This window comes from Pseudomonas sp. PMCC200344 (genome assembly GCF_030053095.1).
Taxonomy (GTDB): Bacteria; Pseudomonadota; Gammaproteobacteria; order Pseudomonadales; family Pseudomonadaceae; genus Aquipseudomonas; species Aquipseudomonas svalbardensis.
In genome coordinates, this window is record NZ_CP125618.1 from 5,451,586 (window position 1) to 5,463,736 (window position 12,151).

12 protein-coding genes are annotated in these 12,151 nt (G+C 58.0%); 5 read left to right on the top strand and 7 right to left on the bottom strand.

Annotated features, from left to right (window positions below; all coding sequences use genetic code 11):
* Positions 1-84 precede the first annotated feature (84 nt).
* Genes ilvC through QFW87_RS24945 form a run of 3 tightly spaced genes read right to left on the bottom strand, consistent with a single transcriptional unit; the run spans position 85 to position 3,368 of the window.
* Positions 85-1,101 carry a ketol-acid reductoisomerase gene (gene ilvC, locus QFW87_RS24935; RefSeq protein WP_007948647.1) on the bottom strand — a complete coding sequence of 339 codons (1,017 nt, stop codon included), beginning with the start codon at positions 1,099-1,101 and terminating at the stop codon, positions 85-87.
* 48 nt (positions 1,102-1,149) lie between these two features.
* On the bottom strand, positions 1,150-1,641 hold the full coding sequence (gene ilvN / locus QFW87_RS24940; protein WP_003176102.1) for an acetolactate synthase small subunit: 492 nt from the start codon (positions 1,639-1,641) through the stop codon (positions 1,150-1,152).
* A gap of 2 nt (positions 1,642-1,643) precedes the next feature.
* Positions 1,644-3,368, bottom strand: a complete 1,725-nt coding sequence (locus QFW87_RS24945) for an acetolactate synthase 3 large subunit (RefSeq protein ID WP_283189122.1) — start codon at positions 3,366-3,368, stop codon at positions 1,644-1,646.
* 400 nt (positions 3,369-3,768) lie between these two features.
* On the opposite strand from QFW87_RS24945, the gene QFW87_RS24950 reads away from it, so the two are divergent.
* A complete protein-coding gene (locus QFW87_RS24950) occupies positions 3,769-4,191 on the top strand; it encodes a DUF4124 domain-containing protein (RefSeq protein WP_283189123.1) in 423 nt (140 codons plus the stop codon).
* Positions 4,192-4,209: 18 nt separating this feature from the next.
* On the opposite strand, the gene QFW87_RS24955 is transcribed toward QFW87_RS24950, so the two are convergent.
* From QFW87_RS24955 to mrcB, 3 genes are read right to left on the bottom strand one after another with little or no spacing between them, the layout of a single operon-like run.
* Positions 4,210-4,545 (bottom strand): YqcC family protein, encoded by a 336-nt coding sequence (locus QFW87_RS24955; protein ID WP_283181681.1) that lies wholly within the window; start codon positions 4,543-4,545, stop codon positions 4,210-4,212.
* A complete protein-coding gene (locus QFW87_RS24960) occupies positions 4,545-5,279 on the bottom strand; it encodes a tetratricopeptide repeat protein (protein WP_283181682.1) in 735 nt (244 codons plus the stop codon). The genes QFW87_RS24955 and QFW87_RS24960 overlap by 1 nt, the downstream gene beginning before the upstream one ends.
* A 16-nt stretch (positions 5,280-5,295) precedes the next feature.
* A complete protein-coding gene (gene mrcB, locus QFW87_RS24965; protein ID WP_283189124.1) occupies positions 5,296-7,620 on the bottom strand; it encodes a penicillin-binding protein 1B in 2,325 nt (774 codons plus the stop codon).
* A gap of 118 nt (positions 7,621-7,738) precedes the next feature.
* On the opposite strand from mrcB, the gene QFW87_RS24970 reads away from it, so the two are divergent.
* The 4 genes from QFW87_RS24970 (at position 7,739) to QFW87_RS24985 (ending at position 11,065) form a co-directional block, all read left to right on the top strand.
* Entirely contained in the window at positions 7,739-9,295 is a 1,557-nt protein-coding gene (locus QFW87_RS24970) for a bifunctional aminoglycoside phosphotransferase/ATP-binding protein (RefSeq protein ID WP_283189125.1), read from the top strand.
* A 91-nt stretch (positions 9,296-9,386) separates the two neighbouring features.
* Complete coding sequence (locus tag QFW87_RS24975) at positions 9,387-9,731, top strand: pentapeptide repeat-containing protein (RefSeq protein WP_008015079.1); 345 nt, start codon at positions 9,387-9,389, stop codon at positions 9,729-9,731.
* A gap of 245 nt (positions 9,732-9,976) precedes the next feature.
* Entirely contained in the window at positions 9,977-10,249 is a 273-nt protein-coding gene (locus QFW87_RS24980; RefSeq protein WP_003228231.1) for a TfoX/Sxy family protein, read from the top strand.
* A 15-nt stretch (positions 10,250-10,264) separates the two neighbouring features.
* Positions 10,265-11,065: a cyclic nucleotide-binding domain-containing protein gene (locus tag QFW87_RS24985; protein WP_283181685.1), complete on the top strand. Its 801-nt coding sequence runs from the start codon at positions 10,265-10,267 to the stop codon at positions 11,063-11,065.
* A gap of 233 nt (positions 11,066-11,298) precedes the next feature.
* Here the strand turns inward: QFW87_RS24985 and QFW87_RS24990 are convergent, their stop codons facing one another.
* Positions 11,299-12,150 (bottom strand): ChaN family lipoprotein, encoded by an 852-nt coding sequence (locus QFW87_RS24990; RefSeq protein WP_283189126.1) that lies wholly within the window; start codon positions 12,148-12,150, stop codon positions 11,299-11,301.
* Between the last annotated feature and the right edge of the window lies 1 nt (position 12,151).

Here is a 12,151-nt window from a genome sequence, read left to right on the forward strand (position 1 = left end):
GCAAACGATGCAGCTTTATACCAGAACCAGCCACCCAAACGAAAAAACGCGGCCTAGGCCGCGTTTTTCGTACAAGTGCGCGACTTAGTTTTTAGCTTTGTCGACGATCTTGTTGGCACCGATCCACGGCATCATGGAGCGCAGTTGCTCGCCGATGATTTCGATACCGTGAGCGGCGTTGTTACGACGCTTGGCGGTCATCGAAGGATAGCCGGTAGCGCCTTCGCTGATGAACATCTTGGCGTATTCGCCGTCCTGAATACGTTTCAGGGCGTTGCGCATGGCCTGACGGGATTCGGCGTTGATCACTTCCGGACCGGTCACGTACTCGCCGTATTCAGCGTTGTTGGAGATCGAGTAGTTCATGTTGGCGATACCGCCTTCGTACATGAGGTCAACGATCAGCTTCAGTTCGTGCAGGCACTCGAAGTAGGCCATTTCTGGCGCGTAGCCAGCTTCAACCAGGGTTTCGAAACCAGCTTTGACCAGTTCAACGGTACCGCCGCACAGAACGGCTTGTTCGCCGAACAGGTCGGTTTCGGTCTCGTCCTTGAAGGTGGTTTCGATGATGCCGGTACGACCGCCACCAACGCCAGCGGCGTAGGACAGTGCAACGTTCTTGGCGTTGCCCGAGGCGTCCTGATAGATAGCGATCAGATCAGGAATACCGCCGCCCTTCACGAATTCGGAACGCACGGTGTGGCCCGGTGCTTTCGGCGCGATCATGATCACGTCGAGGTCAGCGCGAGGAACAACCTGGTTGTAATGAATCGCGAAGCCGTGGGAGAAGGCCAGGGTGGCGCCTTTCTTGATGTTCGGCTCGATTTCGTTTTTGTACAGAGCAGACTGGAACTCGTCCGGGGTCAGGATCATGACCAGGTCGGCAGCTGCAACAGCGGAAGCAACGTCGGTCACTTTCAGGCCGTGAGCTTCGGCTTTGGCAACAGTCGCCGAACCTTTACGCAGGCCAACAGTAACGTCAACGCCGGAGTCTTTCAGGTTGCACGCTTGTGCGTGGCCCTGGGAACCGTAACCGATGATGGCAACTTTCTTGCCCTGGATGATCGACAGGTCGCAGTCTTTTTCGTAATAAACTTTCATGAAATTCCCCTATATATCCAGGCCGTTCAGGCCATTCGCTAATTTGGTTTAGATGCTGAGTACTTTGTCGCCGCGGGCAATACCGGTTACGCCGCTGCGGACGGTTTCCAGAATCGAGGCGGTGCCAATGGACTGAATGAAGCTGTCGAGCTTGTCGCTGGTACCGGTCAATTGAACGGTATACACGCTAGCGCTGACGTCAACGATCTGCCCACGATAAATATCGGTAGTGCGTTTGATCTCGGCGCGCTGGGCACCGGTGGCCTTGACCTTGACCAGCATCAGTTCGCGCTCGATGTGAGCACTCTCCGACAGGTCGACCAGCTTGACCACTTCGATCAGCTTGTTCAGGTTCTTGGTGATCTGCTCGATAACTTCATCGTGGCCAACCGTGGTCAGCGTCAGACGCGACAGGGTCGGGTCTTCGGTAGGTGCCACGGTCAGGCTTTCGATGTTGTAGTTGCGCTGCGAGAACAGGCCGACTACACGAGACAGAGCGCCCGGTTCGTTTTCCAGAAGCAAGGAAATAATGTGCCGCATGATTATGTACGCTCCGTCTTGCTCAGCCACATATCGCGCATGGAGCCGTCTTTGATCTGCATCGGGTAGACGTGCTCGCTGGTGTCGACCGAAACATCAATGATCACCAGGCGATCTTTCATGGCGAACGCCTCTTCCATCTTCGTCTTCAAATCTTTCGATTCGGTGATGCGAACGCCGACGTGACCATAGGCCTCCGCCAACTTGACGAAATCAGGCAACGACTCCATGTAGGAGTGCGAGTGACGGCTTCCGTAACTCATGTCTTGCCACTGGCGAACCATACCCAAAACGCCGTTGTTCAGGATGACGATTTTCACCGGCAAGCCATATTGCAGACAGGTGGACAGTTCCTGAATGTTCATCTGGATACTGCCCTCGCCCGTCACGCAGACGACGTCGTTATCCGGGAAGCTCAGCTTGATGCCCATGGCCGCCGGAAAACCGAAGCCCATGGTGCCCAAGCCACCGGAGTTGATCCAGCGGTTCGGCTTGTTGAACGTGTAGTACTGCGCCGCAAACATTTGATGCTGACCCACGTCGGAGGCCACAAAGGCATCGCCCTTGGTGACTTCGCACAGGGTTTCGATCACGGTCTGCGGCTTGATGACGCTGCCGTCGCCCTTGTCGTAAGGGAACAGGCCGCGGTCACCGCGCCACTCATCAACTTGTTTCCACCAGCTGGCAACGGACTCCTTGTTCGGGGTCTCGCCGATTTCCTTGAGGATCGCGACCATCTCGGTCAGGACACTCTCGACCGGACCGACAATAGGCACGTCCGCCTTGATGGTCTTGGAAATCGAAGCCGGGTCGATGTCGATGTGAATGATCTTGGCATTCGGGCAGAACTTGGCCGGGCCGTTGATCACGCGGTCGTCGAAACGAGCGCCGACTGCAAGGATCACATCGGCATGGTGCATCGCCAGGTTAGCGGTGTAGCTGCCGTGCATGCCGAGCATGCCGATGAACTGACGGTCGGTGCCAGGGTAGGCACCCAGACCCATCAGGGTATTGGTCACTGGCAGGTTGAGCATCTTCGCCAGCTCGGTCAGCGGCGCGGCGCCGCCACCGAGAATCACGCCGCCGCCTGCGTACATCACAGGACGCTTGGCCGCCAGGAGCATTTCTGCCGCCTTGCGGATCTGCCCGGAGTGACCGCGAACGGCCGGGCTGTAGGAACGCAGCTTGGCTTTTTTCGGGAAGATGTATTCGAACTTCTCGGCAGGGTTGGTCATGTCTTTCGGGATATCGACAACGACCGGGCCCGGACGACCGGATTGCGCCAGGTAGAACGCTTTCTTCATGACTTCCGGGATTTCCGACGCGTGCTTGATCATGAAGCTGTGCTTCACGATCGGCCGGGAGATACCGATCATGTCGGTTTCCTGGAATGCATCGGTGCCCACCATGTTGCTAGGTACCTGGCCGGAAATGACCACCATCGGAATGGAGTCCATGTAGGCGGTGGCAATACCGGTGATGGCATTGGTTGCGCCAGGACCGGAAGTCACCAGTACCACGCCGGCTTTACCGGTGGCACGGGCATAGCCGTCAGCCATATGGGTAGCCGCTTGTTCGTGACGAACCAGGATGTGGGTCACTTCCGGTTCTTTGAACAGGGCATCGTAGACATGAAGAAGAGCACCACCCGGGTACCCGTAGATATATTTGACGCCTTCGTCACGCAAAAAGCGGACGAGCATCTCACCGCCAGATAAAAGCTCCACGTTGTTCACCTCTAAAACGCCAGAATACCGCCCACATAAAAGAGGACGGGTCTTAATAGGTTTACTTCTCAGCAGAGCATGAGCGACGGTGGTCGCCGACTACGTCAGCACTGACTGAGCAAGTATTGGGATCGTCCCAAGTGTTGCGGGCCTTTCCCACCCAGCGCGAGGTAACGCGTTGCGGGTGTAACAGGTCGGCGCGGATGTGCGCCTCATGATCTGCTGAGCGGGCCTGCTTCTGGCAGTCCCTCTACAGCGGACTTTGGATTCTTCTGTTTCGTCCTCTCCAAGTCAAGTCGTCTATGTGCTTTATTGAACTAAGCACATGAGAAAGCAAGAAAAAACCGCTAAACAGCAACTGTGTTAGCTTCAATTGCGCAACCCAATACAAGGAAATGGCATGCGAACGTTTTTCCTGACCGTCAGCCTGCTTATTGGCATCAGCCCTTTGTGCATGGCCGCTCAGATCTACAAATGGGTCGACGCTCAGGGCGTTACCCACTTCGACGCCCAGCCGCCCCAAGGCCGGGAAGCCACCACCGTGGTCACGCCCTCGCTGCCCGCCAGTAACCAGCCCCCGCCGCCACGCAGCGGTGCCATTGGTGATCAACAGGCCATCGACAATAAAGTTAAAAAGCAGGTCACCGAGCAGCAAGCCCAGCTAAAGGCATTCTGCGAACAGGCGCGGACGAACCTGGCTCAACTGCAGAACAATCCGCGAATACGGGAGGATGTCGACGGTGAGATGCGCCGCCTGACTGACCAGCAACGTCAGGAGCGCATCACCGAAGCACAGAAGCAGATTGCGGATAACTGCCAGTAGACACCTGTAGGAGCCGAGTTAGCGGTAGGCGGTGATCAGTAGATCAAACTCTTTGAGCAGCACCTGCAACTGCCGGTCCTTGCCCTGAACATTACGGGCGGCGAAGACCATTTCGGCCATCTCCTGAATTCCCGAAGCGTTTGGCAAGGGCATATCCTGCTCGAGGATCACCTTCATCCGCGGAAGGAAGATCCATTGCAGCCACTGCTCGAAATCCAGCGTATCGACCGAGAATGGTTCGACACTGGAAAGCGCTTCGGCGGAGGGCGAGACCTCGTCCCACCAACCCTGAACCCGCAGCTCGCGCTCGATCAATAGCAACTGTTCAGCAATCTTCGGAAAGCGTGCATCCATCACAGCGAAACCTTTGCCTTTTGACGGGCCAATGCTGCGCCAGCGGAATCACCCTGTTTCTCACGCGCCTGAGAGATCAACTCCCACAGACTGGCCTGAAGTGCCGGACGACCGTTGGCGAAGGTCAGGCCACGACGAGCAAACTGCTCGGCTTGTGGCGCATCGCCTTGAGCCATGCGCACCTGAGCCAGACGATAAAGCACTTGCGGCTCACGCGGCGCAACACGCTGGGCGCGCTCGAGGCTGGAAGAAGCACCGTTGAGATCACCGCTCGCCTGTTGCTGCTGAGCGGTAGTCAGCAAGGCCAGAACCGGACCGTCCAATTGCTCGTCGGCAGACAAGCCACCGGAGTTCGCCGAAGGAATCCCGCTCGGCGTCGACGGCATGCTGTAGCTGCCCTGATTGACCGGTGCCGACTGGACCGGCGAAGTATCGATCGGCCCCGGGGTGATCGGGCCTGGTGTGATCGGCGCAGTGCTGATCGGTGCCGACGTCACTGCGCCACCACCTGGCACCATCACGACGACGCCGGTATCACCTTGCGGGATTGCCTGGGTCTGGGCTTGTGCAGGACGTTTAGTCGTCGTCTGACGGAAACCGCCATTCGCCGAAACCCGTTCACTGTTCGAAACGGCGCTACCGGAATCCACAACCGGAATCGACCCGCGTTGAACGGAGGAGCAACCGCTGAGCAAAGCCACGGCGGTAACCGCTGGAATCAACCACTTATTCACTTGAAACCCTCTTTGCTTAATTCATCCAGCCCTTGACCCAATCCATCACCGTTTCGCCGGAAACAGGGCTTTCGCCACCGCAAGCGGCACCGGGAGGCGGTTCACTGCCGCGAATATACGGCATCTGCACGGCACCTGGGCAGTTGGCATCAGAGCCTTGTCCGGTACGCGAATCGACCCAGGCCTGAACAATGTTGTCTGGCTGCGGCATGTCCAGCGGCAACGGATCGGCCTTGCGCATGAAACTGGTCCAGACCTGCAACGCACCGGTGGCGCCGGTGAACGGAGTCTTGCCGTTGTCATCGCGACCCAGCCAGACCACTGCCAGCAGGTCCTGGCTGAAACCGGCAAACCAGCTGTCCCGCGAATCGTTACTGGTGCCGGTCTTGCCGGCCAGGGTCAGGGTTTTCGGCAACACGTTGTAAACCGAACTACCGGTACCTTCACGCATGACCCGCTGCATGGCGCTCTGGATCAGGTAAATGGAGGCCGGATCGAAACGCTGCTGAATCTGGAACGGATAACGCTTGAGCGGTTCGCCTTCAGCGGTCAATACGCTACGGATCCCGCGCATCGGCGTATTGAAACCACCGTTGGCCAGGGTCTGGTACATCGTCGCCACTTCGATCGGGGTCAGACCGCCAGCGCCCAGCAACATCGACGGGAACGCCGGGAATTCGCGACTCACACCGAGACGCGCCAGGGTCTTCAGGACATTCGGTACGCCCACCGCCAACCCGAGACGCGCGGTCGACAGGTTGTAGGAATGTGCCAGCCCCTGATACAGGAATACGGTGCCATGGGAACGGCGATCGTAGTTCTGCGGCTTCCAGACTTGACCGTCCGCGCCTTTGACCGAGAAGGAATCGTCCGACAGCCAACTGGTCAATGTGTACTGGCTCGGCTTCTCAAGGGCTGTCAGATAAACCGCCGGTTTGATCAAAGAACCGATTGGTCGCACAGCATCCAGCGCACGGTTGAAGCCGGCAAAACCTGCCTGACGACTGCCAATCATGGCCTGGACTTCACCGGTTTCCGGGTTGGTCACGACCATGGCCGCTTCAACCTCATCGGAACCCTTGCGCCCGGAGAGTCTCTTGAAGGTGTCGTTGACCGACGCCTCGGCTTTCATCTGCAGGATCGGGTCGAAACTGGTGAAGATCCGCAGACCTTCCTCGGTCAAGTCTTCGTCGCGATAGTCTTCGCGCAGCTGACGCTTGACCAGATCGAGGAAGCCCGGGAACGAGCTATCCGCCAGGCTTCCGCGCTTGGTCACGCCCAACGGCATCTTCTTCGCGGCTTCGACTTGCTCGGCAGTGGCGACGCCCTGCTCCTGCAACACGTCGAGTACCAGGTTGCGTCGCTCAAGGGCACGCTCCGGATAACGGCGCGGATTATAAGAAGACGGCCCTTTGACCATGCCCACCAGCAACGCCACTTGATGCAGCTTCAGTTCGGCCAGCGGCTGGCTGAAGAAGAACTGGCTGGCCAGACCGAAACCGTGCACTGCACGCTGACCGTCCTGACCGATAAACACTTCGTTGAGGTAAGCCTCAAGGATTTCCGGTTTGTCGTAATGCAGCTCAAGCAGCAGCGCCATCATGGCTTCGGTGAGCTTGCGGCTCAGGCTGCGTTCGTTGGTCAGGTAGAAGTTTTTGACCAACTGTTGAGTCAGCGTACTGCCACCCTGGCGCATGCGGCCGGACGAACCGTTGACCCAGATCGCCCGAGCAATCGACTTCGGCGAGACGCCAAAGTGGTGATAGAAGTCGCGGTCCTCAACAGCCACCAGGGTCTCGAGCAAGTACGGCGGCACCTGATCGATCTTGATCAGGATCCGGTCTTCGAGGTTTTTCGGGTACAGGCCACCGATCAGCAGTGGCTCAAGGCGCACGACCGAAAGCTTCGAACCGTTGGTCGCCGAAAGTTCGGCCACGTAGTCACCGGAGAATCGCACGCGTACCGGTTGCGCCTGCTCCATGCCTTCGTAGAACTGAAAGCCACGAGTATTCAGATCGACGGTATTGCCGTTGACCGAGGCGGCACCGGGGCCGTTGGCCACGCTTTCACGTCGATAGCCCAAGGCATCGAGCTCGGTCAGAAAATCGTCCTTGCTAAGCTTTTGTCCGACGAACAGCTCCAGCGGGCGCGCGTACACCTTGGCAGGGATGGTCCAGCGCTTGCCGGAGAACTTCTCCTGGACGATCGCGTCGAGGTAAACCGCGAACCCGGCCAGCACCACAAGGCCGACCAGACTGAGTTTAAGGGCCCAGCCCAGCCAGGGGCGCAGGCCCTTGGAAGGTGGTTTTTTTGGGGTGCGGGAGGATCGAGTACGAGTCATGGCGGCGGATTATACGCACTTTATTCATACTCAACAGGAGCCCTCCGAGGTTTGCGTCAGACGGACTTGCGGCCATAATGACGGCCGTGAATTTTCCCCAGACTCTGAAGGATCGCCTGTGAGCCAGTCCCTGATCGCTGCCCTGCAAAACCCGGCCCTCTACCCGCATCCCGTAGATGGGTTCCAGGTCATCGAAACCCATATTTCCTGGGTAATCCTCACCGGCCCCTTTGCTTATAAAGTGAAGAAGCCAGTGAATTTCGGCTTTCTGGATTTCACCAACCTCGACGCCCGCAAGCATTTTTGCGGGGAAGAGCTGCGTCTTAACCAGCGCCTGACCAACGATTTGTATCTCGAAGTGTTGCCAATCACCGGCAGCGCCGATGCCCCACAACTGGGTGGCGAGGGTCCGGCCGTCGATTACGCACTGAAAATGCGTCAATTCCCACAGAGCCAGCTGCTCAGCACGCTGCAAGCCAACGGCGAATTGACCCCCTTGCACATCGACGAGATGGCCGCGCAGATTGCCCAATTCCACCTCAGCGCACCGAAAGTGCCTGCCGAACACGAAGCCGGCACGCCGGACAGCGTGATGGCGCCGGTACGCCAGAACTTCGAACAAATCCGCCCGTTCCTCAGCGACAAGGCCGACCTGCTGCAACTGGATGCGCTGCAAGCCTGGGCCGAAAGCAGCTTCGAACGCCTCAAGCCACTGTTCGCTCAGCGCAAGGCCGACGGTTTTATCCGTGAATGCCACGGTGATATCCACCTGGGCAACGCCACCGTGATCGACGGCAAGGTCGTGATCTTCGACTGCATCGAGTTCAACGAACCGTTCCGCTTCACCGACGTTTATGCCGACACTGGCTTCCTGGCGATGGACCTGGAAGACCGTGGCCTGAAGAGTCTGGCGCGCCGCTTCATCAGCCAGTACCTGGAACTGACCGGCGATTACCAGGGCCTTGAGTTGCTGAACTTCTATAAAGCCTACCGCGCACTGGTTCGCGCCAAGGTCAGCCTGTTCAGCATGCCGGCCGAGGCCGACCCGGTTCAGCGAGCCACCACCCTGCGTCAGTACCGCAATTACGCCAACCTGGCGGAAAGCTACAGCACCATTCCTTCGCGCTTCATGGCCATCACCCACGGTGTTTCTGCTGTCGGCAAGAGCCACGTGGCCATGCGCCTGGTGGAAGCGTTGGGCGCCATTCGCTTGCGTTCCGATGTAGAGCGCAAACGTCTGTTCGGCGAGCAAACCGTGCCAAACGACCCTCAGGCCGGCATCTATAGCGCCGACGCCAGCGCCGCCACTTACACCCACCTGCATGAAATTGCCGCAACGATCCTGCATGCTGGTTTCCCGGTGGTGATCGATGCAACTTACCTCAAGCGCGATCAGCGTGACGGCGCAGCGAAAATCGCCGAAGCCACCGGCGCGCCATTCCTGATCCTCGATTGCAATGCGCCGCAAGCAGTGATCGAGAGCTGGCTGGCCCTGCGCCAGGCAGACAAAAAGGACCCGTCCGACGCTAACCTGGCCGTAATCGAAGCCCAGCAAGCTACTCGTGAGGCCCTGACGCCCGAAGAGATTCTCTGCAGCAAACGCGTTCAGACCAATGAAAGTGGAACCCTCGACACAGTCGTTGCACAGATTCGCCAGCGCCTGCCGGGTCTGTAAGAAACTATTTCAGCCGTGAAGCCTTCGCCGGCTTCACGACTGCCAAATAGTGGCACTATACTGGCGTCATAAAACCAACAGGTGATGTGACATGAGCCAGCCGAAACTTCTCGACACCCCGCTTTATGCTTTGCTGCACAAAGACGACATCACAGGTTTCAACAACGAGCGCCCCAAAGACGGACCTATCGACATGGTCGGTGGCGATTTCCGGGGTCTGGACCTGCGTGAACTGAACGCCGACGGCGTCGACTTTACCGATGCCTATTTCCGCTCCGCCGACTTGCGCGGCATCGACTTTCGCAACGCCTCCCTGGAAGGCGCGAGCCTTGCTCACGCACAGATCTCCGGCGCCTACTTCCCGCCAGAGCTGAGTGCTGACGAGATCCTGATGTCGATGAATTTCGGTACACGCCTGCGTTATCGCACCCGCTAAATGCGACCGTTAACTGACCCGTTCGGCGCCCCCGCTTTGCGCTGAACGCTGGGCATGGTTTGCCCGGAAACCTGACTCCACTGCCCTCTCGTCCTACCGCGTTCGCAGACTTTCACACAGCTTTAAGACTTCGCCTCTTAGAAGCTTTTGCGTCGAAACCGACCAAACAATCACGCTTTTCCTACTGATGGCTACACTCCTGAGAAGCTCGCCCACGCACCGTTCGGCCGTCGCAAGGAGGCTTGATGAATGATGAACTGCAGCACCTGAAGAATCTTGGCAAGACGTCGGCGCAGTGGCTGCATGCCGTGGGCATCCATAGCGCCTCGGACTTGCGTCGCCTGGGGGCGGTGGATGCTTATCGGGCCGTACGCACGCGCGGGTTTCGGGCGTCCAAAGTGTTGTTGTATGCCATCGAAGGTGCCCTGATGGATGTGCACTGGAATGACATTCCCGCCGAGCGCAAGGACGCCTTGAACAAACAGCTGGAAGCTATCTCGTCACGTCACAAGAACTGAACGGACGCAGCAGCCATGTACCTACTTGGGGAACAACCGGCTTACGCCGACGCGCTGATCAACCGGCTTCAACATATTCCCGTCCGGCTGCTGGAAGGTTTGATGCCCTGCGGACCGAGCCTGGAATTTTCGGCCGTCGATGATCTGGCCGTCCTGTTACCCGGCGATCAACTGTTTGTGCTGGACAATGGCCTGCTGCATGGATGCATCGACGATCGGGCATTGTTCTATTTGCACGAGGGAGACCTGATCGGCTTGCGCCAGGGCACAGAGCTGCCGCGTTGCCGCTTTCGCAGCGATAGCCCGTTAGCACTGACGCCTTATCTGCGATCCGAGGTTTTTCAGCATATCTATGCCGACCCGGAGCGGTCGGAGTTGTTCCTTCAATACATGGCCGGTCAGTCCGCTCTGCTGTCCGACGCACTCGCCCGCCTGAAACAACCTGAGTTTCGAAGCACCAATGGTTTTCAGCGCGTAGCCAGTGGCGAAATGTTGATCCGTCAGGGCGAAGACGCGGATCACGTATTCGTCATCATCGATGGCCACGCCGAAGCCTTTGTCGACGGGCATAAAGTCGGCGATGTACCCAAGGACGAAATTTTTGGCGCCATGGCGGTGTTCACCGGCGAGAAACGTAACGCCAGCGTGATCACCAGCGAACCCAGCACTGTCATGCTGATCCCCAAGGACCAGTTTCTCAGCCTGACCCAAAACAATCCGAAGATCGCCCACAGCCTGATCGAGAGCATGGCCCGACGCATTGATCTGCTGAACAAGCAGATCATTCAGCTGAGTTCACTCAACCGCATAGGCTAAAACTCAATGATTACGGGCGTTTCAAGCGACCGGGCAGCACATTTCAAAGAATTGAGAAATCAGCGATTGACTTGGTAATGAGAATCGCTATGATTACCACAACTGGTCGCGAGACTGGTCGATATTTGAAAAGCCCTTGGTTCGGACTCTCAGATATCTCCTCATCAGGCTAATCACGGTTATTTGACCCGGCTCTTGCCGGGTCTTTTTTTGCCTGAAGAAAAGTCGTTCGATCACTTGCCAAATTGCTTACGCATTTGCGCGCAGTAATCCTGCGGTGGCTTGGCAGGCGTGTACCAGACGTAATCAGCCATGGCCGGTGTGACTTCGCTACCCTGCTCCGCCAGGATCAACACCACAGGCGCCTGGGGCTCTCCCAGATCAAGCACATGAATCGGCACGCTGACATCCTTGCGCGCATGGTAAGCGCCGGCAAACAGCAGTGAAGGCGTAGGAGCAGCCAGCAAGCGCTCGGCCATCCGTCGGTCACGTTGCTGCTGGACCGCCAGCATCGCAGGCATCTGCGACTTTGGCAGCAAGCCACAGTGGGAGTCGCTGACTTGCTTCAGCAACTCGTCTTTGACTGAAGCAGCGTTGGAGCGCGAACCACTCAATGTCGGGGGATTGGCGTAAACGGCACGGACTTCAAGCGTATCCAGATTGGCTGCCAGCAGCGGGTATTGCTGGGTCAGGGAGAAACGAACGATCGGCCCGTACAGATTCCAGTCCCAACCAGACTGCCAGGCCAATGCATTGGGCAAATCCGCCGGTGGTGTCGAGGCGTGACGGACGTCGTCGACCCGCAGCTGTTGATCCGGCGTGAGCATTTCCAGCAGCAGACTGCCTTGAGGTCGCCGCTCACCCAGCGACTTCAATAACCACAACTGCAGTTGATGGTGATCGCGATTGTCATGTTGCTCGCCTACGATCAGCCGCGAAGGCGTCTCCAACCGCGCAACCAGTTCCTCTGCCGTGAGGGTCTGACCGCTGCGCAAGTCCCGGATCTCGCCGACAACCGGTGGCGGAGTCGAAACATGCTGACAGGCACTCAGCATCAGCAAGGCCAGCATCAAAATCCCACGCATG

What these genes read in the sequence shown, in the direction of transcription:
- QFW87_RS24985 (WP_283181685.1), top strand. Translation starts at nt 10,265, where the DNA reads ATGTACCTACTTGGGGAACAACCGGCTTACGCCGACGCGCTGATCAAC.
- QFW87_RS24990 (WP_283189126.1), bottom strand. Translation starts at nt 12,150, where the DNA reads ATGCGTGGGATTTTGATGCTGGCCTTGCTGATGCTGAGTGCCTGTCAG.
- QFW87_RS24975 (WP_008015079.1), top strand. Translation starts at nt 9,387, where the DNA reads ATGAGCCAGCCGAAACTTCTCGACACCCCGCTTTATGCTTTGCTGCAC.
- QFW87_RS24950 (WP_283189123.1), top strand. Translation starts at nt 3,769, where the DNA reads ATGCGAACGTTTTTCCTGACCGTCAGCCTGCTTATTGGCATCAGCCCT.
- mrcB (WP_283189124.1), bottom strand. Translation starts at nt 7,620, where the DNA reads ATGACTCGTACTCGATCCTCCCGCACCCCAAAAAAACCACCTTCCAAG.
- QFW87_RS24980 (WP_003228231.1), top strand. Translation starts at nt 9,977, where the DNA reads ATGAATGATGAACTGCAGCACCTGAAGAATCTTGGCAAGACGTCGGCG.
- ilvN (WP_003176102.1), bottom strand. Translation starts at nt 1,641, where the DNA reads ATGCGGCACATTATTTCCTTGCTTCTGGAAAACGAACCGGGCGCTCTG.
- QFW87_RS24955 (WP_283181681.1), bottom strand. Translation starts at nt 4,545, where the DNA reads ATGGATGCACGCTTTCCGAAGATTGCTGAACAGTTGCTATTGATCGAG.
- ilvC (WP_007948647.1), bottom strand. Translation starts at nt 1,101, where the DNA reads ATGAAAGTTTATTACGAAAAAGACTGCGACCTGTCGATCATCCAGGGC.